The following is a 21,543-nucleotide window of genomic DNA, read 5'->3' on the forward strand; positions in this document are numbered from 1 at the left end:
AATAATAAAAGAGAGGAAATGATATGCATGATAAATTTACTAATAAATAAAATATTTGATATGCAAAATGAAATAAAGGGAAATGTAGTTAATTTAAATGACCTTCCAAAAGAAAAAACAGCTTTGATAGTTATGGATATGGTAAATGGTTTTGTCCACGCTGGAATAATGTCTTCACCAAGAGTTGAAACTATTATAGATAATGTTGTAACTATTAATGAGCGTACATACGGATATAAGAAGGTGTTTTTTTTGGAGCAACATGATGAAAATTCTACTGAGTTTAAAATCTACGGAAGACATTGCTTAAAAAATAGTACCGAGGCAGAACTTATTTCTTCATTGAACTGTGGAGCTACACTTCATAGTAATACTACAATAATCCATAAGAATAGTACTAATGGTTTCCATGCACCAGAATTTAAAACATGGCTTCATGAAAATGAAGCGCAAATTGAAAACTATATTATAGAAGGATGTTCAACGGATATATGTGTTAAGCATTTTACAGAAACATTAAAAACATATTTTAATGAAAAAAATATTGATAGAAGAATTATTGTACCAATAGATTCAGTAGAAACCTTTGACACTGGAACTCATGATGGTGATTTAATGAAAGTTATATCTCTTTGGGAAATGAAATCTAATGGCATAGAGGTAGTTGATACTATATTATAGTTATTTCATTAATAGTGTAGATTATAAAATTAGTTCCTTTTATTGCCTAAAGGAACTAATTTTATATATAAACCAATAGTATGGAATATTGACAATGGAATAGTATATGATATAATGATAGTACTACATAGGTACAAAGTATCTTGGATATAAAAAGAAAAATACTAATTTTTAATTTTTTATGAATGCTTTGTACTGTTTTGATACTAAATAGATAAGGAGTGAAAGTGTATGATGAATTATTATATGATAAAAATACTAAATGAATTGGTAAATGAGGGGAGAATAAATACACTATCCGGAGTTGTAAAGGATAATAACAGAAAGGTTTATATTGAAGGTAACGAGTATCAAGAATATAGCTTGGATTTGATTTTTCTTGTTGACACGGATGATCTATTTAAAAAGACTATTGCGTTTACAATAACGACAAATTCATTTAGTTCAAAAATCGAAGTAATAAAACATTGTAGTACGATAAGTCAAATATTTAGTAGAAAGAAAGTTAAAGATGTTACTAACTATATAATAGATAAAATACTAGAATTTAAAAATAAAAATAACCAATGCTTAAATTTATTGAATGCTTAGATAAAGCGAAAAATAATTAAGCCCAATAAAAATATTAAATTAAGGAGAAATATGAAAATGAGTAATGAATTCAATATTCGCGAGGAAAGAAATCTTTCAATGTTAATGGATTTTTATGAATTAACAATGTCAAATGGGTATTTTGTAAATGGGGTTTCAAACACAATTGTGTATTTTGATATGTTCTATAGAAAGAACCCAGATGGAGGAGGATTTTCAATAGCAGCGGGACTTGAACAACTTGTAGTGTTTGTTAAGAACTTAAAATTCACGAGAGAGGATGTAGATTTTTTAAGAAGCAAGGGCGTTTTATCAGAGGATTTTTTAGAGTATTTATTAGCATTTAAATTCTCAGGAGATATATATGCAATTCCAGAGGGTACAGTAGTATTTCCAAATGAGTCAATAGTCACAATTAAGGCAAAAGTAATTGAGGCACAACTTATAGAGACTATGTTACTTTTAACAATCAATCATCAAAGCTTAATAGCTACAAAAGCTAGCAGAATAGTGAGAGCTGCAAAGGGAAGACCAATACTTGAGCTTGGAGCAAGAAGAACCCATGGTGCTGATGCAGCTATAATGGGGGCAAGAGCATCATATATAGGTGGAGTAAGTGGAACGGCTACAACTATTGCAGATCAAATGTACGGGATTCCTGCTACTGGAACAATGGCACATTCATGGATACAATTCTTTGGAGATGAATACAAAGCTTTTGAAACATATGCAAAAACCTACCCAGATACATGTACGTTACTTGTTGATACATATAATGTTATAACTAGTGGTATACCAAATGCTATTAAGGTTTCCAAAGATGTTTTAGAGCCAATTGGAAAAAGGTTAAAAGCAATTAGACTTGATAGTGGAGATCTTGCTTATCTTTCAAAGAAAGTAAGAATTATGTTAGACGCAGCAGGGCTTACAGATTGTAAAATAGTAGCATCTAATAGCTTAGATGAGTTTATTATAACTGAATTATTAAATCAAAATGCTAAAATAGACATATTTGGTGTTGGTGAAAGATTAGTAACGGCCAAATCAGAACCAGTATTCGGTGGTGTTTATAAATTAGTGGCAGTTGAAGAAGAGGGAGAAGTTGTACCAAGAATTAAATTGAGCGAAAGTGAAGAAAAAATTATTAATCCAGGATATAAAATGTGCTGGAGATTATATGACAAAAATACTCACAAGGCAATTGCGGATGTTATTACACTTACAGGTGAGGTTATAAATGAAGCGGCGCCATATATAATCTTTGACCCAGTTCTTACTTGGAAGAAGAAAAAAGTTACCAATTTTTACGCAAAAAAGCTTCAAGTACCAATATTTCTTAACGGAGAGTGTGTATATGGATTACCAACTATAGAAGAAATTAGAGATTACTGCAAAAATCAAGTAGACAGCATATGGGATGAAGTTAAGAGATTTTCTAATCCTCACAAGTATTTTGTTGATTTATCTCATGAACTTTGGTTAGTTAAGCAGGAATTAATTCGAAAATATAGAAATCTAGAAGAAAAAAATGAAAAATAATTAAATGTACTTATATTAGTTATATGATATAGTGATTATGTGGCTGAGAAGAAAGAATAATTGGTAATATAAAGTAAATTAGACTCAATAGGGAGGAAGGACATTATGAAAACAAGGGAAATACGTAAAGTAGTAACAGGAACAACTCAGTATGATGGAGCTGGAGTAAAACTTGTTAGGGTGATTAGTTTACCTGATGTAAAAGAATTTGATCCATTTTTGATGTTGGATGCTTTTGATTCAATAGATCCAGATGATTATACCAAAGGTTTTCCATGGCACCCACATAGGGGGATAGAGACAGTTACTTACCTTATAAGTGGAGATATTGAGCATACAGATAGCTTAGGTAATAAGGGAAGTATATTAGATGGTTGTTGTCAATGGATGACAGCAGGTGGGGGAATCCTTCATCAGGAAATGCCCAAAATCTCAAATAGAATGCTTGGCGTTCAACTTTGGCTTAATCTACCTCAGAAGGATAAAATGACAAGTCCAAGGTATCGAGATATTAGAGCAGACATGGTAACTAAAATTGACGAAGATGATAACATCATTAGAGTTATTTCAGGGAATTATAAAGGTAATTCAGGAGCCGTGCAAGGTGAACATGTGAAAATGTTATTCTTAGACGTTGAAATGAAAGCTGGTGCACGATGGGAATTAGAAACTATGATTGACACAACACTGTTTGTATATATAGTGGAAGGTGAAGGGTGTTTTGATGATTCTAATGATAAATTGGTTCCAAGTAGAAGTGCAGTGCTTTTTAATGATGGTGAGAAATTAATAGTTAGCGCAACAGAGAAAGGGCTTCGTTTTCTTTTATTTTCAGGAGCTAAATTGAATGAGTCAATCGCATGGGGTGGACCTATTGTAATGAACACCCAAGAGGAACTTAGGATGGCGTTTAAAGATATTGAGGATGGAACATTTGTTAAGTAGCAAACAAAAGCTTAGGAGCAAGCAATAATTACAAATTATTGTTTGCTCCTTTTTCCTAATTGCTCGTTATTCTTCTTGCTGTATTATAATCAGGCATATATTTTAAATCTATAATTTTAATCGATGACCCAGTTTTAGGAGAATGTATAAATTTACCATTTCCAACATAAATGCCTACATGATAGACAGGATTACCAAAAAAAACTAAATCTCCTTTCTTAAGGGTAGATTTACTAACTACACTGCCGTTTGATGTTTGAGATGATGCAATGCGTGGCAAATTTACTTTGAAATTATTATAAACATGCATAGTAAAACCAGAGCAATCAAAACCAGCAGTGGTAGTTCCGCCATATTTATATGGGATGCCGATAAAGGTTTCTGCATAGTCTACGATATTAGTCCCTGTAAGCTTGTTTTTACTTGCTGCTAATTGAGTAATTTCTGTTGTGTATACAAGTGCCTCAGCATGCGCAGGCTTACTAGTAATACTTATTGAACCTGCAAGCAATAAAGCAAGAGCAAATGTTATAATATTTTTAACTTTCTTCATTATGGCCTCCTTTGTAAACGTAATCTATTATTATATTCTACATAAATATAGGAAATCCCTTTAAAAAACAGAAACTTTTTTTAATTATACCAATTAAGGGCATAATGAATAATATTGTTTGAATGTGATATAATATAAGTGAATACATTGAAAGAAACATTTTGTATCAATTAAATGAAAAGTATTAACATTTTATAGTGAGAAGCGTGTAATTTATATGTATGGGAGTGGAATATATGACAAAAACAATTATAAGGATACAAAAGATTGAACTTACGGGGTTTAAGAATATCCAGGAGGGAATTATCGATTTGTCAGGTTATAGACAAAAAGAATATTATAGTGGTAAATCAGATATAATTGGAATTTATGGACAAAATGGTTCAGGAAAAACGACTATAGTAGAAGCTTTTAAATTATTTAAAACAATAGCAAGTGGTGAAAAATTACCAGAAGATATTAAAAATTATATACATGAATTAGAAGACGAGGCAACGTTAAAGTTTGTTTTTTATATTGAACTAAAAGATCAAAAGTTATTAGTATATTACCAGTTTTCACTAAGGAGAAAAGAAGGGCAAGCAGAATTATATAATGAGAAGTTAAGTTATTCTCAAATAAATGAGGATAACAAAAAAAGAAAAATTGATATAATCGAATATCTTATAGATTTAAAGGATACATATATATTGCCAAAGGCTCGTTATAACGAGTTAATAAGAAATAATAAAGAAAATGAATTTAATCTTGAAGTGAGTAAAAGGTTATCAATAAAGGAAAAAACATCTTTTATTTTTAACGATAGTTTGGAAGAAATTTTTAAAAGTAATTCAATGAGCAATGATTATTTTAATGTTATTAATGTTATTAAACATTTTGCTAGAGTAAATTTATTTGTAATAACTAATGAACATTCAGCGACTATAAGCCTTAATTATATGCCATTAAGTTTTAGAATGGAGAATGAGGCATGCGTAACTAGTGGAGATATCGCAATTAATTTACTCGGGAAATCAAATATAGATAAAAAAAGGTATAATATAGCAACAAAAATTATAAAACAGTTGAATATAGTGTTAAGTACTATCATTCCTAATTTACAGTTAGAGATTAATAATTTAGGAAACGAGTTATCTAAAAATGGAAAAGAAGTAGTAAGAATACAATTGCTTTCTATTAAAAAAGATATAAAGATTCCGCTTAAATATGAATCTGAGGGTATAAAAAAGATAATTTCTATTTTAAGTACCTTAATTTCCATGTTTAATAATCCATCAATTTGTTTAATAGTTGATGAACTTGATGCTGGCATATTTGAGTATTTGTTAGGGGAATTATTAAAGATAATTGAGCAAGAAGGAAAAGGCCAATTTATTTTTACATCACATAACCTACGACCACTTGAAATGTTAGAAAAAGAATCATTGGTATTTAGTACCGTGAATCCACAAAATAGATTTATAAGAATAACGAATATAAAAAGTAATAATAATCTACGAAATGTATATTTACGTGGGGTTGATTTGGGTGGACTTAATGAGTGTATATACGAAGAAACTAATAGTTTTGAGATTGCACACGCATTTAGAAAAGCTGGTGACATTCTTTATGAAGAGTAAAAAAATTGTTTTATTTATAGTTGAGGGAGTAACTGATAGAAATTCATTTGCATTAATTTTATCTAAAATAATTGAAAAAGATAAAATTGTTAGGTTTAAAGTTATTCACGGTGATGTTACAGCGCAAAATGGAGTTAATGCAGGTAATATTTACACCAAAATTACAGATTATATAAAGGAGTTTATATCTAGTGATATGTATAAGAAAAGTGATATTTCAAATGTAATTCATTTAGTAGATACTGATGGTGCATTTATAAGTGATGAACAAGTTTTGCAAAAGGACATGAATAGTATTAAACCCAAGGATAGTATTGAGTATAACACCCAAAATATATATGCAAAAAATACCGATAATATAAAAAAACGTAATAAACAAAAATCACAAATCCTAAGTAAGCTGGCAACTACGAATATGATATATACAAACTTAAGTTACCGGGTATATTTCTTTTCTTCTAATTTAGAACATGTAATTCATAATGTGCAAGGGGTTAATGCTGATGATAAACGGAGGTTTGCTGAAAAGTTTGAAGACAAATTTATAACAAGTCCTATTAGTTTTATTGAATTTATGAATAATCCGGAATTTGCTATTAATGCTGAGTATAAAGATACCTGGGAATTTATAAAAAAAGATACAAATTCTCTAAAACGATTTACTAATTTTAATTTATATCTTAACACAATAAAAATTGAATAAATTACAAAAATAAAGTAGACTACCAAAAGGTTGTCTACTTTGTTATTGTAATATTATTTCTATTTTTCTTTTTGAAGTAAACTGTGATGTCTACTATACACGAAGTAAATCACTATTCCAATTAATAACCAAATTATAAATCTAATCCATGTTACTAGTGGTAAGGCTGACATTAAATAAACACAAGAAAGTGCAGAAATGATAGGTAAAACTGGTACCCATGGGCACCTAAACTTTCTTTCAATATTCGGCATAGTTTTCCTAAGAACTATAACTCCTATTGAAACTAAGATGAATGCAAATAATGTACCTATATTGCATAGTTTTATTATTTCATCTAATGGTAGAAAACCGGCCATTATTCCAGCAATACTACCTGTTATTATTGTGCAAAGAGTAGGGGTTTTGTGAATAGGGTGTACCTTTGAAAAAACCTTTGGAAGTAACCCATCTCTTGACATAACCATAAACACTCTAATTTGTCCATAAAGCATTACAAGTAGTGTTGAAATCATACCTATAACTGCTCCAGTTCCAACAAGGGCTGCTCCCCAATTGATGCCAAATCTTGCAAGAGCTCCTGGAACAGCATTGTTCTCAATTATTTCTTTATATGGAACCATACCAGTTATAACAAGTGCAACTGCAACGTAAAGTATAATTACTACTCCTAGGCAAATTGCAAGTCCGCGAGGTACATCCCTCTTTGGGTTTATAGTTTCTTCGGCAGCAGTTGAAACTGCGTCAAAACCAATATATGCAAAGAATATAATTGAAGCACCAGCCATAACACCACTCCAACCAAATGGAGCAAATGGTTTATAGTTAGCTACATTAATATGGAATACTCCAAGTATTACAAATAAAATAATTACACCAACTTTTACCAAGACAATTTTATTGTTTAATTTTGCACTTTCTTTTATGCCTATAAATAATATCCAAGTTACAAACATAGTTATAAGAACAGCGGGTAAGTCAATAATTCCACCGGCCGAGGGAGTTCTAATTATTGCATTAGGCAAATTTAGCCCTGCGGAACTTAATAAACCTACAAAGGTTCCTGACCATCCAGACGCAACTGCAGCGGAAGAAACCAAATACTCAAGCATTAAGTCCCAGCCTATAATCCAGGCTATTAATTCACCGAAGGCAACATAAGAATATGCATATGTACTGCCAGCAACTGGAAACATTGTAGCAAGTTCAGAATAAGTAAGAGCGCAAAGTGCACTTATTACTGCAGCTACTATAAATGATAAAACAACTGCAGGTCCTGCTAAATGTGCCCCGACACCAGTTGAAACAAAAATCCCTGTACCTACAACTGCACCTATTCCAAGTGCTGCAAGGTCTTTTGATGTAAGATTCTTTTTTAAATCAGATTTTTCAGCTGAATGTAACATTTGTTCTAGGGTTTTCTTTTTCCAAATATCCATAAATTTTTTCACTCCTTTAATTAAATTTTAATTTTACTTTAATCGTTTTGTTGATATAAAAACTAAAGTTTTATGTATTAATATTGTTCGTTTCTTATTTGAATTATTTGTATTTAGAATTATAAAAAGAAATGAATGTAATACTATATTATGCATAAAAAATATTAATAAGATTCATTATATAGAAAATTTGGAGAATTAGAAAGAACTAAACATAGCTTGTTAAGCTCATTGGTTTGATTAGATATATAATACTATAACATCATGACATTTTCTAAGTTTTAATATGCAGTTACAATATTGACAAGATGATTTAATTTTATTTGGATAAGAAGTAAAATAGTAGCAAAAATTATTAATATGCTAACAAAATAAAGAGAACATTATAAAAATATAGACAATTTGGTATATTCTTATTATAATAGACTTAATTTGTCAAAAAAGTATCTGTAGTTTCTTAGCTTAAATTTATGATTAAAGGAGGGATGAATATGATAAATAAGACTATTGATTTGTGGGGTAAGTTTCCATATGAAAATAAGGGAAATGATGATTTTAGACCAAGTTTAGATACGTATTTACTTAAAGGAGATAAATTAAGGGGAGCTGTTTTAATATGCCCAGGAGGGGCATATGCTTATACATCATTAAGAGAAGCTGAACCAATAGCTATTAAATTTAACGCTGCTGGCTTTCATGCATTTGTCTTATATTATAGTGTTGCTCCAAACAAGTATCCACAATCATTGCTAGATTTATCAAGGGCAATGTGTATACTTCGTGAAAATTCTAAAGATTGGAAAATTGATGTTAATAAAATTGCGGTGTGTGGCTTTTCGGCAGGTGGGCATGTAGCTGCAAGTCTTGGAGTTTATTGGGATGAGCCTTATTTAAAAGGGGTACCTGGAATTGAGGGAGGTAAAAACAATCCAAATGCTCAAATTTTATGTTATCCTGTCATAACATCAGGAGTATTTACTCATGAAAACTCACTTTGCAATTTGATAGGAGATAATGCTAGTGAGTCATTAAAGGAGAAGATGTCATTAGAACATAATGTCTCTGGGAAAACACCACCTACATTTTTATGGCATACATTTGAAGATAACTCAGTACCGGTTGAAAATACATTGTTATTTGCTAAGGCGTTAAGAAACAAAAAAATACCTTTTGAATTACACATATACCCAGAAGGACCACATGGGTTATCGCTTGCTAATGAAGAAACTCGGGAAGAGGGAAAAGGGGTTTATCCGAATGTTGCTACTTGGATGGATTTGTGTATTACGTGGTTAACTAATCTATTTTCAAAGAAATAGAATAAAAATTTATAAGAACATATTTTTAGCCTAAACACCCATTTTCAAAGCGTTCATGGAATCTAGTCATAGATTGTTCATAATATTGACACTTAAATGCAATAATTATTTGTTAGTATTGTTAACAGATACAGAGGAACTACATGATGAATCCTCAAAATAACATAATCAACATATCACTAAATATTAATAATATCAGGTGAGTATTAAATGCAATTAATAATATAGCCTTTAAGGGCGGAATGGAGACAAATTATTATGGAACATAATGTAAAAAACACAACAAAAAAATCTGCTATTTCAATCGTTTTATTTATATCTGCTATAGTTGTAGCGATCTTAGGAGTGGCACTATTAGTTGATAATATCTACTTGTATAATACTAGTTTTGCTCAAGCTGTAACTCAAGGTTATGCAGTTGGTACGGTAAGAAAGGCATTAATGACATCACAATTGTTACCAGGAATATTCCAGCCGATTGCCATGTATGGTGGAGTTGCATTACTGCTAGTAGCGGTGGGTAAAATCAGTGATAAAGTTTCAAAATGTTTAACAGTTTTAACTAAAAAAGAGATTTGCGATGATGTTACTCATGAAAATTGTGTAGATCAAGATGTTGTTAATGTAGAAAATATAGAAACAACTAATCCAGAGGAAATATCTGACGAAACTCAAAAAATATAGATTAAAAATAAGGAAGGTCTTGTCTTAGCAATTAGCTAGGGCGAGACCTTTTTTTATGGTTAATTAGAAAATCCATAAATTATTTTATATCTATAACTGCATTTTTATCTACGATATTCCACCAAGTCTTTCCTGGATTTAAAGGTAAAATATTACCTTCTTCATCTGTTAGTAGTGTTTTTGAAGTTGTTGTTTTTTTAGTCCAAAACATTTTAACATATTTACCATTGCTGATAACATAACCATTCCCTGTGCCCACAAGTTTAATGTCTAAATGACTTCCATCTGCTTGAGTTTTAATTGTGGTTATTTGGACAACTACATTTTTAACGCTTAAGGGAAGTTTATTTTCTTTATCGGTAGAAGATTTTCCATCCATGCTTTTTAGGTAAAATCCATTTTTATAAGTGTATCTAGTGTTGTAATATTTATTTAAATTTAAAAATACATCGGATGCTTTAGTTAGTTTAGTATTATCCCAATAGCTTTTATTAAATTTTAATGTAACACTAGGTGAGTATACAAATTTTTTACTTTTGATAAGCTCTCTTAATTTATCTGTAGAGGTATAAAGGTTATGGGGAGCTTTCCTTATCGAATCCCTCCAATATGTAGAGGCATTTGTCATTTCGTTCATGCTCATTAATTTTTCTCCATTTATTTTAAGAAGGGCTTCTTCGCTTCCACCACAATGAGCAAAAGGCAAATTATATTCCTTTGAAATATCTAAAAAATAAGCCCGAGCGCTTCTAATTGGTCCGATTTTTTTAGGACTTTCCTTTTGAAACAATGTTATAAACCTAGGAATTCCACCCTCTGCCATGGTTTCATAAACTATATCAGCATCATTTAATCCGGATTGAGGTCTTGCATCTAAAGAGTTCTCGACTATTGCAAGTACAGCAATATTAGAGAATACTTTCTTTGTTACCTCTTCGCCAGTATAGGGTGAGATGTATTTTTGAGAGGTTTTTACAGTGGGTTTTGGTTTGAGTTGTATTGTAGTATCAACTTTTTTGCCACACCCTTCAGACAAAAAAAATATTGAAACAAGTATACATAGTAGCAGTTTAGATTTATTTTTCAAACTCAATATCTCCTCCTTTAGTTTTAAGTATCGTAATATATGGTCATAATAAATCTTTCTACAAGTCATAGATAATCACCTTTATATTTAATGATTTTTTTTTAGCGAAATATCTATTATAATATAAAAACTTATACTATAATAGATATTAATAAAGAATAAGTATTAAAGGATATAAAATAATATGTTGTGAGGTGATTTTTATGTATGATGTAATTATTATAGGAGCGGGAGTAGTTGGAGCGGCTATTGCAAGGGAACTTTCAAGGTATGATTTAAAAATATGTGTTTTAGAAAAAGAAGATGATGTTGCAACCAAAGCTACAAAAGCAAATAGTGGGATAGTTCATGGCGGATATGCAGCAAAGTACGGTACATTAAAAGGACAATTATGTGGAAAAGGGAATAAAATGTATAAAGCGCTTGAGAAAGAATTAAATTTTGGATATCGGAAAACAGGAGCTTTGGTAATTGGTTTTAATGAGAGTGATGAGAAAAGAATTATTGAGTTATATGAGAACGGTCTAAAACTTGGATGCGATGATTTAGAGATTATAAAAGGTGAGAAGTTAAAAGAGATAGAGCCATACTTAAATAGTGAAGTAAAGGTAGCACTTTATGCTAAAAGTGTAGGGGTTACATCACCTTATGAATTTACAATTGCATTAGTTGAAAATGCAATAACTAATGGTGTAGAACTTAAGCTAGAGAATGAAGTAATGAGTATAGAAAAATTGGAAGAAAAATTTACGATTCATACTAATAAGGAGGAGATCGAATCAAGATACATTATAAATGCTGCAGGACTTCATAGTGATAAAATATCTAATATGGTAGGAATCGATGATTTTAAAATAGTACCGAAGCGAGGTCAATATATTCTAATGGGAAAAGAGCAAGGTCATCTTGTAAATACTGTTATTTTTCAAGTGCCTACAGATAAGGGAAAAGGAATACTTGTAACTACAACATATCATGGCAATTTTATGATTGGACCTAATGCAGAAGAGGTTGATAATACAGAAGATGTATCAACTAATGAGAATAGTTTAAAGGATGTAATTACTGCTGCTAGAATGTCCATACCTGATTTTAATATTCAAAAGGCATTAACTACTTTTTCAGGTATAAGAGCTACTAGTAGTACAGGGGATTTTATCATTGAGGAAAGTAGAGTTAAAAGATTCGTAAATGTTGCTGGGATAGATTCACCAGGGCTTACATCATCACCTGCAATTGCGAAGATGGTTGTAGATATAATTAAGAATTTAGAAGGAAATCTTAGACTGAAAAATAGTTTTAATCCAAATAGAAAAGGAATAGTAATAAAGAAAGATAAGAATTTTGATGGAAAAGTTGATGATGAAAATAAAGAAAAGAATATAATATGCAGATGTGAGCAGGTTACAGAGTCAGAAATTATTGATGCTATTCACAGAAATATACCAATTAATTCTACAGATGCTATAAAAAGACGTACAAGAGCAGGAATGGGAACTTGTCAGGGTAATTTTTGTCAAAGAAGAGTTAAGGCAATAATAGCAAGAGAACTTAATATTTCAGAGGATAAGGTTACTGTAAGGGGAAATAGGAATTCTCAATCACCAGTTAAGGCGGAAATAAATTTAATTAGGAAGGCTAAATATTAATATGGTAAATTTGAGTTAGAATGAAAAAAGAGCAAAGATCATTTTATGAACTTTGCTCCAATGTTTGAGATAAAAAATCAACTTAAGCTAGGCTTATTTACAACTAGTTTTGATAAACGTGTTATAGGTAAAATAGCAATAATTATACAGGTGATTATTGTTTCGAGACCCATGTATGAGCCGTTATATAAAAGGGAGTATAAATAAACTGAGGTTCCCTTTGGAGCAGAGGTAGCGAAAAATACCACGCCGGATATAAAATGGCATGCAAATCTTGCTAGCATTGCACAGATTACTCCAATAAGTATTCCTGTAATTTTAAAGGATCTAAAGTATCCTACTATTCCAATGGCCATAAAAGGAAGAGGATAATCAAATAATACTTGGACTGGGTGGACTGCAAAAGGAGATAATATGAAATTTATTATTCCAAATAAAAAGCCTGTTAGAAAACCAACTTCCGGGCCATAAAACAATGCTATTAGTACTATTGGGACCATACTTCCAGCAGTTACGCTACCACCTTGTGGTAATTTCATAATAGTAATAAATTGCAATGAAGTAGCTAATGCAATAGATACACCAACTAAAGTTATCATTTGCGTAGTAAACTTAATTTTTCTAACTTTCAAAATAACATAAATTAATATTAAAACTCCAAGTAGTGCAAAAAGAGCAATGGGGCTTTTGGTAATTTCAGCGATTCTTTCATTTAAAGACATTTATATAACCTCCATTTATTGTGCTACAGAAGTATTATGGTAAAAACAAAAAAACTATATTCACAAAAGGAATATAGTTAATGTATTTATACATCATTACCGCTTTCCTCCGCTGGTATTATCCAGATCAGGTATAAGGGTCAATGAATTAATATTCATATCTCAGCCATAAGGCACCCCTAGCACATATTATTATTTAATTATATAACAGTATATTACAATTTACAAGTAATTTTATGTATTTAGTATAAGGGACGCCTATGTAAGTAAACAAAGGCAGGTTTGCAATTTAATACACAGAGTGTTATTGTATAAGTGTTCTAGGTGAATTTTAAAATTAGGAAATATTTTGTTTTGTTAAAAATTAAACAATAAATTATAATTACAAAAATATCGTTCTGAAGGTATGAGGGTTCGTCCCGAATGAGAAGGCGAGAGAATAGTTGTAATATTGTTAAGGAACATACTTTTAATGGTGTGTCTTTAATTATAAGAAACTATCCCTATGCCTTTAGAGGTATAGGGATAGTTTAATTTATTAAGGAGATTTAATTTATTAAGGAGATTTAATTAATGGAAACAAGAATTGCATTAATTGGAATTATAGTTGAAAACACAGATGCAGCTCCAAAGATTAACTCTATACTTCACGAATATGGTGAGTATATTGTAGGTAGAATGGGGGTTCCATATCATAAACGTGATATCTCAGTAATAAGTGTTGTTATTGACGCACCAAATGATGTTATCAGTGCTCTATCAGGTAAGCTAGGAATGATACCCGGTGTAAACACTAAAACAATTTATTCAAAAGTTACACCGCAAGCAAAGTAAATAAAAATTATTTTATATAAAAAGGAGATTATGTTATGTATGATTCTATGTCAAAAAATGCAACAGAGTTTATTGATGATGATGAAATTTTATCTACCGTTGCGTATGCTAAGGAAAACAAGAGTAATCGTGAATTAATTGATAGTCTAATAAAACGTGCAAGTGAAGGCAAGGGGTTAACACATAGAGAAGCTGCTGTTCTACTTGAATGTGATTTGAAAGATGAAGAAGAAAAAATGTTCAAACTTGCAAAGGAACTTAAGCAAAAACTTTATGGTAATCGTATTGTTATATTTGCGCCTTTATATCTATCAAATCATTGCATAAATGGATGTGTGTATTGTCCTTATCATTCTAAAAATAAAACAATACATCGTAAAAAACTTTCACAAGAAGAAATAGTTAAAGAGGTTGTTGCGCTTCAGGATATGGGACACAAGAGATTGGCTTTAGAAGCAGGAGAAGATCCTATTAATAACCCAATTGAATATATTTTGGAGAGTATTAAGACAATCTATAGTATTAAACATAAAAATGGGGATATTAGACGTGTAAATGTCAATATTGCAGCTACTACTGTAGAGGAATATAAGATGCTCAAAGAAGCTGGAATTGGAACTTACATACTTTTCCAGGAAACTTATAATAAGAAAAGTTATGAAGAGCTTCACCCAACGGGACCAAAACATAACTATGCATATCATACTGAGGCAATGGATCGTGCGATGGAAGGCGGTATTGATGACGTTGGAATTGGTGTCTTGTTTGGTTTAAATATGTATCGTTATGACTTTGTAGGCTTACTTATGCATGCAGAGCATTTAGAAGCAGCTAAGGGTGTAGGTCCACATACTATAAGTGTTCCAAGAATTTGTCCTGCTGATGATATTGATCCGAATGCATTTTCAAATTCAATATCAGATGAGATGTTTGAAAAAATTGTAGCTGTTATTCGTATTGCTGTACCATACACAGGCATGATTGTTTCAACTCGTGAATCAAAAGCAACTCGTGAGCGTGTGCTAGAACTTGGTATATCTCAGGTAAGTGGAGGATCATGTACAAGTGTCGGAGGATATTCGCAGCCAGAGGCAGAAGATGATAATTCAAAGCAATTTGAAGTAACCGACACTAGAAAATTAGATGAAATAGTAAATTGGCTTTTAGAACTGGGTTATATTCCAAGCTTTTGTACTGCCTGTTATAGAGAGGGACGTACAGGAGATAGATTTATGAAACTTGTAAAGTCAGGTCAGATTGGAAACTGCTGTCAGCCAAATGCACTAATGACACTTAAAGAATATTTGGAGGATTACGCATCCGAGGATACTAAGAAAAAGGGTGAGATCTTAATTCAAAATGAGATTCCAAATATAAAAAGTGAAAAAGTTAGAGAAATTGCAACGGAGTATTTGAAAGAACTTAAAGATGGAAAAAGAGATTTCCGTTTCTAAAATTATAAAAGAGGTGTAGCAGAATTTGCTACACCTTTTTTGTATTGCTCATATAATAAAGTAATTTTATCATTTACTTGACATATTGAAGAGATAGTAATACTATGATAATATAAAGTATATAATAATTATTACTAATAGATAATATAATCAATAAAAGAAATCGGGGGAATTTAAATGAATTTAAAAGAAGTTTATGAAGGTAGAAGAGCTATTAATTTTTTTGATACTAATAAAGGTGTGGAGGCTGGATTACTTAAAGATATAATTAACCTTGCGGTACTCGCACCATCAGCATTTAATCTTCAACCTTGGGAGATTATAGCAGTAAAATCTAAAGAGGGTAAAGAAAGATTGCATAAATTTGCAGCTCAACCTAAGATATTAGAAGCTCCAGTTACTTTAATTATAGTAGGTAACAAAACAGGATATGAAGCATCAAACCCTACTTGGAATGATATGTTAAAGTTAATGGGTGGAGATAAAGAAAAATTAGCCGGTACACAAGGAATGGCAGCTGGTTTATATGGTACATCAAACGAAAATAAATTAAAGTTTGCTGAAAGTAATGCAGGATTACTTGCAATGTCTATAATGTATGCAGCTAAGAGTCTTGGAGTTGATTCTCATGCAATGAGCGGAATGGATTTTGAAGGTGTACGAAAAGAATTTGAACTTGATGAGAATAAGACTGTAGTTATGCTAATTTCACTTGGTCACTTAGATGAGAGTAATACACTTTACCCAAGAGCATATAGAAGAGGGTACGATGAGATAGTTAAAGAAGTTTAAATGCATTTTGGATTGTAATTTAATAGATTATAATAACAAAAGCGGCGCCATAGATTATGGGCCGCTTTTGTTATTATTCTAAATACACCAGATTATATGGAGTTTCTTGGTAAACATAATAGTTTAACCAATTTGAAAAGAGTAAACTTGAATGACCTCTCCATTTTACAATAGGTGTTTTAGTTGGATCATCTTGTGGATAATAATTTTTTGGAACATCTATATTTAAGCCATTTGAGATATCTCTATCATATTCTGTTTTAAGCGTTAATGGATCATACTCCGAATGTCCTGTTATAAAAATCTGACGTCCTTTTTTCGCTGATACAATGTAAATTCCTGATTCCTCTGATTCTGATATAATTTTAAGTGCATCTACTTTATCAATATCAACTTTTCTTATTTCAGAATGCCTTGAATGTGGAACATAAAACTCATCGTCAAATCCAGTCAAAAGCCTGACATTCTTATGTGTTGCCGTATGTTTAAATACTCCAAACAGTTTTTTATCAAGTTTATGTTTTTGAACTCCATAATGATAATAAAGCCCAGCTTGGGCACCCCAACAAATATGCAAGGTGGAGAATACATTGCGCACGCTCCAGTCCATGATTTTTTTTAGCTCATCCCAGTAATCTACTTCTTCAAAAGGAACATTTTCAATAGGTGCTCCTGTTATTATCATTCCATCAAATTTAGAATCTTTTATTTCATCAAAAGTATTGTAAAATTTAATTAAATGTTCAGGTGATATATTTTTGCTGTCATGACTTTCTGGGTGAAGAAGTACTATATCAATCTGAAGTGGTGAGTTACCAAGAAGTCTTAGAAGTTGCGTTTCTGTATCAATTTTTGTAGGCATTAGGTTTAAAATTATAATTTTTAATGGCCTAATATCCTGATGAAATGCGCAGTCTTCAGTAATAGTAAAAACATTTTCTTTATTAAGGGTCTTATATGCTGGAAGATTGTCTGGTATTTTTATTGGCATCTAAATCCTCCTTAGGGTAATGCATCTTGCGTATTATAATATGTCAGATGCATAAGTTATTTTTGTGACTATTTAACTGCTTTTTCTAGGGCTTGATTTAAATCGTATATAATGTCATCGATACCTTCTACACCAATTGAAAGTCTTATCAAATCTGTAGTAACTCCAGCAGCCTTTTGCTCTTCCTCATTCAGCTCTGCGTGAGTTGTGCTTGAAGGATGAATTACAAGTGATTTTGCATCAGCAACATTTGCAAGTAGTGAGAATAACTGGACACTGTTAATAAATTTTTTTCCTGCCTCAAGTCCGCCTTTTATCCCAAAGGTAAATATTGAACCTGCGCCTTTTGGTAGATATTTTTTAGATAAATCTTCGTATTTACTTCCTTCGAGCTCTGGGTAATTTATCCATGAAACACTTGGATGCTTACTTAAAAATTCAACTACGGCTCTAGCGTTTGAAACATGTCTCTCAACTCTTAAGGACAATGATTCAAGTCCCTGAAGAAATAAAAATGCACTTTGAGGACTAAGCGTAGCACCAGTGTTTCTTAGAAGTTGAACTCTAGCTTTTAAAGCAAATGCTGGGGCACCGAGGTCTGCGTATACGAGTCCATTATAGCTTTTATCAGGCGTTGTAAAATCAGGAAACTTACCGCTTGCCCTCCAATCAAATTTACCACCATCAACTATGATTCCACCAATAGTAGTTCCATGTCCACCAATAAACTTTGTTGCGGAGTGGATAACTACATCAGCACCAAATTCAATTGGACGGCATAGGAAAGGAGTAGCAAATGTACTGTCAATAATAAGTGGTATTTTATTTTCATGTGCAATTTTTGCTACTGCTTCTATATCTAAAATATTTATTTTTGGATTTCCTATTGTTTCACCGTAAAGTGCTTTTGTCTTGTTTGTTATTGCTTTTCTAAAGTTTTCAGGATCATCTGGGTCAACAAATATTACGTTAATTCCAAGTTTCCTAAGTGTAACATTAAATAATTCATAAGTACCACCATAGAGTGTACTAGCTGTTACAATTTCATCGCCACAGCTAGCTACATTAAGTATTGCATAGAATATTGCAGCTAGTCCAGAAGCGGTAGCAAGTCCAGCAACGCCACCTTCAAGAGCGGCTACTCTCTTCTCAAAAACATCAGTAGTCGGGTTCATTATCCTTGCATATACATTTCCTGGCTCTTTTAATTGAAATAAATTTGCGGCATGATCTGCATTTTTAAACACGAAAGATGATGTTTGATAAATTGGAACTGCTCTTGAACCAGTAGTAGGGTCTGGAACTTGTCCTGCATGTACCTGTAATGTTTCGAAACTTAATTTTCTCTCACTCATATAAATTCTCCTCTTTAATAATATTTTTTGATTTATTAAAATATACTGTAAATGTATATTTGTTTTTTATACGTAAAGGTTTGTGAAAATGTAATAGTATATTATCTTAACAACAAAGTAATTTTATTTTATTAAAAAAAAAGCAACTCTCCTATAAGGAAAGCAGCATGATTAACTTTAATAAACAATAATATTGTATAATAAAATTTGCTATCTTCCTTATCTTTCAGATTTTACAATCTGATGGAATTGACACCATTGCATTTCGCTATAAATGCTGGTTGTCGGGTATCATCGGGCCAGTCCCTCTACCTCTCTTGATAAGTTGTTAGTGATTAGTATATGGTTCATAAAAGTAAATGTCAATCGTTTTTTTGTTTTAATTTCAATTGATGCACTTTATTTGCAAACATCAACAAATTCAGCTTGAGTTAAATTTTGCATATCTGATGGCCTTATTTTAAGGGCTGTAAAAGCTGAACCAGCTGCTGGGTAAACATATTCATAGTCTTTTAGTGACACATCTATGTATACTCCTATAGGACTTGCGAGTCCAAATGGACATACTCCACCAACAGGATGACCTGTTATTTGTGCAACTTCATCGTGGTCTAGCATTTTGGCCTTGGTTTTAAAAAAATCTTTGTATTTCCTATTATCTATTCGTGCATCACCTTTAGTAACAATTAAAATATCTCTGTCTTTAAGACGAAAGGATAATGTTTTTGCAATAAACTTTGGTTCAATTCCTAAAGTTTTAGCTGCAAGGTCAACTGTAGCACCGCATTCTTCAAGTTTAAATACGGGATCTACAAGCCCCTGTTCAGTGAAAAATTTTTTTACACTTTCAACACTCAAGTTATTGCCTTCTCTCAATGATTATTTTAGTAAATTAAAACATAATTATCTTTTGATAAAAAAATACCCTCTTCTATAGAAAGAAGAGGGTTAATTTATATTTTAAATATAGCCATCTTATCTTTCAAGAATAAATTTGCTGAAATTGGCACAGTATTCTAAAAGAACCCGCTGCCGAGGCTTCATTGGGTCAGTCCCTCTACCTCTCTTGATAAGTGTTTTCGTATTAAGTTGTTAAAGATATGATAAAGCTTTTATTGAATATTGTCAATAGTCCAAAAATAATTATATACAATAATATGTACAGAAATGAAACAAATTGATAATTATAAATTAGATAAAAAGCAAATGTAATATTATAACAAATAAGTCGTTCTCAGGGTAACCAAACAATGGAAATAGAATAATATAAAGTATAAATATTATTTTGGAGGTACTTATGTACGATTATCGTTGTAAAAATTGTGAAAATCTTGGACAATGTATGTCTATGATGAATATGCCAATGATGAATATGACAATGATGAATATGCCTATGGGGGATATGAACATGGAGAATATGCCAATTGAGGATATTCCAATGGGGGATATGCCAATGATGAGCATGCCAATGGGGAATATGCCCATGATGAACATGCCAATGGGGAATATGCCCATGATGAACATGCCAATGATGAACATGCCAATGATGAATATGCCAATGATGAACATGCCCATGATGAATATGCCTATGATTGAGAGCGATGATGAAAGTGATGAGAAGTTAAAAAATATGTATCCTAAGATATACATTAAAATATTACCTATGGTAAAACATCATTGCGATATGATGGTAGCCAAGCATGGAAAAAAATATTGCCCTAGTAAAGAAGAAATGGATTGTATTTGTAAGGAGATATCTGACAAGTATAAGGAACATTATAGGGGTGAGGAAGAAGTAGAAATAGAGGATAATTGTAGCGATGACGATGATAATATGAGGCGAAGACGTCGTTATGGTAGCGGTGGCGGAATTGGTGATATAGCTAGAATATTAATTATCGGAACTTTACTTGGAGGCAGAAGCTATAATTACGGATATTAAAAGTATGATTAAATTTTATTAAGTATGATGTTTAGGGTATTAGTGCAGAAGTGACAGAAAGAGGATATAATGAAGAGAACCATGAAATGATTTCTGTTGTAAATAAATTTAAACAAAGGGGATAACAATGATAAAAACAAATGTTATGCGTATTTTAGATAAAATGAGTGTAGAATATAATGTTATGACCTATGAGGTCAAAGATGATAAAGTAGATGGGATATCTGTTGCAAAGAAGATAGGTAGAGATGAAAAATATCTCTATAAAACAATAGTTACACATGCAAATTCTAAAGAAATTTATGTTATTGTAATTCCTGTTAGACAAGAAATAGATTTTAAAAAAGTAGCTAGAGTAACTAATGAAAAGAACATAGAAATGTTAGATCTTATAGATTTACAGAAGTGTACAGGATATATTAGAGGTGGGTGTTCTCCCATAGGTATGAAAAAAAAGTATAAAACGTTTATTGACAAAGGAGCACTTGAAATAGATAAGATAATTGTAAGTGCTGGGAAAATAGGATTTCAAATAGAGATAAATCCGAATTTATTAAAGGATATCATAGATGGTGAATTTGCTGATTTAATAAAGTAAACTTAAAAACACAAAAAAGATGGTTTCTAATTAATGTAGAAACCAT

Annotated in this window: 21 protein-coding genes and 3 riboswitches; of the genes, 14 read left to right on the plus strand and 7 right to left on the minus strand. The window is 31.4% G+C overall.

The features are described 5' to 3' along the window. Positions 1–27 precede the first annotated feature (27 nt). From KPL44_RS07150 to KPL44_RS07165, 4 genes are all read left to right on the plus strand, one after another. Positions 28–681, plus strand: a complete 654-nt coding sequence (locus KPL44_RS07150) for an isochorismatase family cysteine hydrolase (protein WP_216248253.1) — start codon at positions 28–30, stop codon at positions 679–681. Positions 682–912: 231 nt separating this feature from the next. Then, positions 913–1,272 (plus strand): hypothetical protein, encoded by a 360-nt coding sequence (locus KPL44_RS07155; protein ID WP_216248254.1) that lies wholly within the window; start codon positions 913–915, stop codon positions 1,270–1,272. A 57-nt stretch (positions 1,273–1,329) separates the two neighbouring features. Beyond that, positions 1,330–2,811 carry a nicotinate phosphoribosyltransferase gene (locus KPL44_RS07160; protein ID WP_216248255.1) on the plus strand — a complete coding sequence of 494 codons (1,482 nt, stop codon included), beginning with the start codon at positions 1,330–1,332 and terminating at the stop codon, positions 2,809–2,811. 105 nt (positions 2,812–2,916) lie between these two features. Next, positions 2,917–3,756, plus strand: coding sequence for a pirin family protein (locus KPL44_RS07165; RefSeq protein ID WP_216248256.1), 840 nt, complete (start codon positions 2,917–2,919; stop codon positions 3,754–3,756). A 55-nt stretch (positions 3,757–3,811) separates the two neighbouring features. On the opposite strand, the gene KPL44_RS07170 is transcribed toward KPL44_RS07165, so the two are convergent. Further along, positions 3,812–4,309 carry a C40 family peptidase gene (locus KPL44_RS07170; RefSeq protein WP_216248257.1) on the minus strand — a complete coding sequence of 166 codons (498 nt, stop codon included), beginning with the start codon at positions 4,307–4,309 and terminating at the stop codon, positions 3,812–3,814. 236 nt (positions 4,310–4,545) lie between these two features. Here KPL44_RS07170 and KPL44_RS07175 point away from each other — a divergent pair, with 236 nt between their 5' ends. Together KPL44_RS07175 and KPL44_RS07180 are read left to right on the plus strand one after the other, a co-directional pair. Then, positions 4,546–5,928: an AAA family ATPase gene (locus KPL44_RS07175; RefSeq protein WP_216248258.1), complete on the plus strand. Its 1,383-nt coding sequence runs from the start codon at positions 4,546–4,548 to the stop codon at positions 5,926–5,928. Next, complete coding sequence (locus KPL44_RS07180) at positions 5,918–6,631, plus strand: hypothetical protein (protein ID WP_216248259.1); 714 nt, start codon at positions 5,918–5,920, stop codon at positions 6,629–6,631. The genes KPL44_RS07175 and KPL44_RS07180 overlap by 11 nt, the downstream gene beginning before the upstream one ends. A 59-nt stretch (positions 6,632–6,690) precedes the next feature. Here the strand turns inward: KPL44_RS07180 and KPL44_RS07185 are convergent, their stop codons facing one another. Next, the gene (locus tag KPL44_RS07185; RefSeq protein WP_216248261.1) at positions 6,691–8,070 is read right to left on the minus strand and encodes an amino acid permease; all 1,380 of its coding nucleotides are present in this window, start codon (positions 8,068–8,070) and stop codon (positions 6,691–6,693) included. A 491-nt stretch (positions 8,071–8,561) separates the two neighbouring features. On the opposite strand from KPL44_RS07185, the gene KPL44_RS07190 reads away from it, so the two are divergent. Next, positions 8,562–9,389 (plus strand): alpha/beta hydrolase, encoded by an 828-nt coding sequence (locus KPL44_RS07190; protein ID WP_216248263.1) that lies wholly within the window; start codon positions 8,562–8,564, stop codon positions 9,387–9,389. A gap of 258 nt (positions 9,390–9,647) precedes the next feature. Then, a complete protein-coding gene (locus KPL44_RS07195; RefSeq protein ID WP_216248265.1) occupies positions 9,648–10,073 on the plus strand; it encodes a hypothetical protein in 426 nt (141 codons plus the stop codon). 79 nt (positions 10,074–10,152) lie between these two features. Here the strand turns inward: KPL44_RS07195 and KPL44_RS07200 are convergent, their stop codons facing one another. After that, positions 10,153–11,160: a DUF3048 domain-containing protein gene (locus KPL44_RS07200; protein WP_216248267.1), complete on the minus strand. Its 1,008-nt coding sequence runs from the start codon at positions 11,158–11,160 to the stop codon at positions 10,153–10,155. Between the two features lie 203 nt (positions 11,161–11,363). Here KPL44_RS07200 and KPL44_RS07205 point away from each other — a divergent pair, with 203 nt between their 5' ends. Then, entirely contained in the window at positions 11,364–12,809 is a 1,446-nt protein-coding gene (locus tag KPL44_RS07205; RefSeq protein WP_216248269.1) for an NAD(P)/FAD-dependent oxidoreductase, read from the plus strand. A 77-nt stretch (positions 12,810–12,886) separates the two neighbouring features. On the opposite strand, the gene thiT is transcribed toward KPL44_RS07205, so the two are convergent. Further along, positions 12,887–13,531: an energy-coupled thiamine transporter ThiT gene (thiT, locus tag KPL44_RS07210; protein WP_216248270.1), complete on the minus strand. Its 645-nt coding sequence runs from the start codon at positions 13,529–13,531 to the stop codon at positions 12,887–12,889. A gap of 87 nt (positions 13,532–13,618) precedes the next feature. Then, positions 13,619–13,722, minus strand: a riboswitch (TPP riboswitch). Between the two features lie 382 nt (positions 13,723–14,104). On the opposite strand from thiT, the gene KPL44_RS07215 reads away from it, so the two are divergent. From KPL44_RS07215 to KPL44_RS07225, 3 genes are all read left to right on the plus strand, one after another. Continuing rightward, positions 14,105–14,365 (plus strand): TM1266 family iron-only hydrogenase system putative regulator, encoded by a 261-nt coding sequence (locus tag KPL44_RS07215; protein WP_216248271.1) that lies wholly within the window; start codon positions 14,105–14,107, stop codon positions 14,363–14,365. A gap of 35 nt (positions 14,366–14,400) precedes the next feature. Beyond that, positions 14,401–15,819, plus strand: a complete 1,419-nt coding sequence (gene hydG, locus KPL44_RS07220) for a [FeFe] hydrogenase H-cluster radical SAM maturase HydG (RefSeq protein ID WP_216248272.1) — start codon at positions 14,401–14,403, stop codon at positions 15,817–15,819. A gap of 177 nt (positions 15,820–15,996) precedes the next feature. Then, on the plus strand, positions 15,997–16,611 hold the full coding sequence (locus KPL44_RS07225; RefSeq protein ID WP_071611759.1) for a nitroreductase family protein: 615 nt from the start codon (positions 15,997–15,999) through the stop codon (positions 16,609–16,611). A gap of 73 nt (positions 16,612–16,684) precedes the next feature. Here the strand turns inward: KPL44_RS07225 and metA are convergent, their stop codons facing one another. From metA to KPL44_RS07240, 3 genes are all read right to left on the minus strand, one after another. After that, complete coding sequence (gene metA / locus KPL44_RS07230) at positions 16,685–17,602, minus strand: homoserine O-acetyltransferase MetA (protein ID WP_216248273.1); 918 nt, start codon at positions 17,600–17,602, stop codon at positions 16,685–16,687. Between the two features lie 68 nt (positions 17,603–17,670). Further along, complete coding sequence (locus KPL44_RS07235; RefSeq protein ID WP_216248274.1) at positions 17,671–18,957, minus strand: O-acetylhomoserine aminocarboxypropyltransferase/cysteine synthase family protein; 1,287 nt, start codon at positions 18,955–18,957, stop codon at positions 17,671–17,673. 216 nt (positions 18,958–19,173) lie between these two features. Then, positions 19,174–19,284: riboswitch (SAM riboswitch) on the minus strand. Between the two features lie 72 nt (positions 19,285–19,356). Beyond that, positions 19,357–19,815, minus strand: coding sequence for a YbaK/EbsC family protein (locus KPL44_RS07240; RefSeq protein ID WP_216248275.1), 459 nt, complete (start codon positions 19,813–19,815; stop codon positions 19,357–19,359). 114 nt (positions 19,816–19,929) lie between these two features. Next, positions 19,930–20,033, minus strand: a riboswitch (SAM riboswitch). A gap of 221 nt (positions 20,034–20,254) precedes the next feature. Between KPL44_RS07240 and KPL44_RS07245 the strand changes: the two genes are divergently transcribed. Together KPL44_RS07245 and ybaK are read left to right on the plus strand one after the other, a co-directional pair. Next, the gene (locus KPL44_RS07245; protein WP_216248276.1) at positions 20,255–20,899 is read left to right on the plus strand and encodes a hypothetical protein; all 645 of its coding nucleotides are present in this window, start codon (positions 20,255–20,257) and stop codon (positions 20,897–20,899) included. A gap of 127 nt (positions 20,900–21,026) precedes the next feature. After that, entirely contained in the window at positions 21,027–21,497 is a 471-nt protein-coding gene (gene ybaK, locus KPL44_RS07250; RefSeq protein ID WP_216248278.1) for a Cys-tRNA(Pro) deacylase, read from the plus strand. Positions 21,498–21,543 lie beyond the last annotated feature (46 nt).

It is taken from the genome of Clostridium sp. DSM 17811 (assembly GCF_018861905.1).
Taxonomy (GTDB): Bacteria; Bacillota; Clostridia; order Clostridiales; family Clostridiaceae; genus Clostridium_AD; species Clostridium_AD frigoriphilum.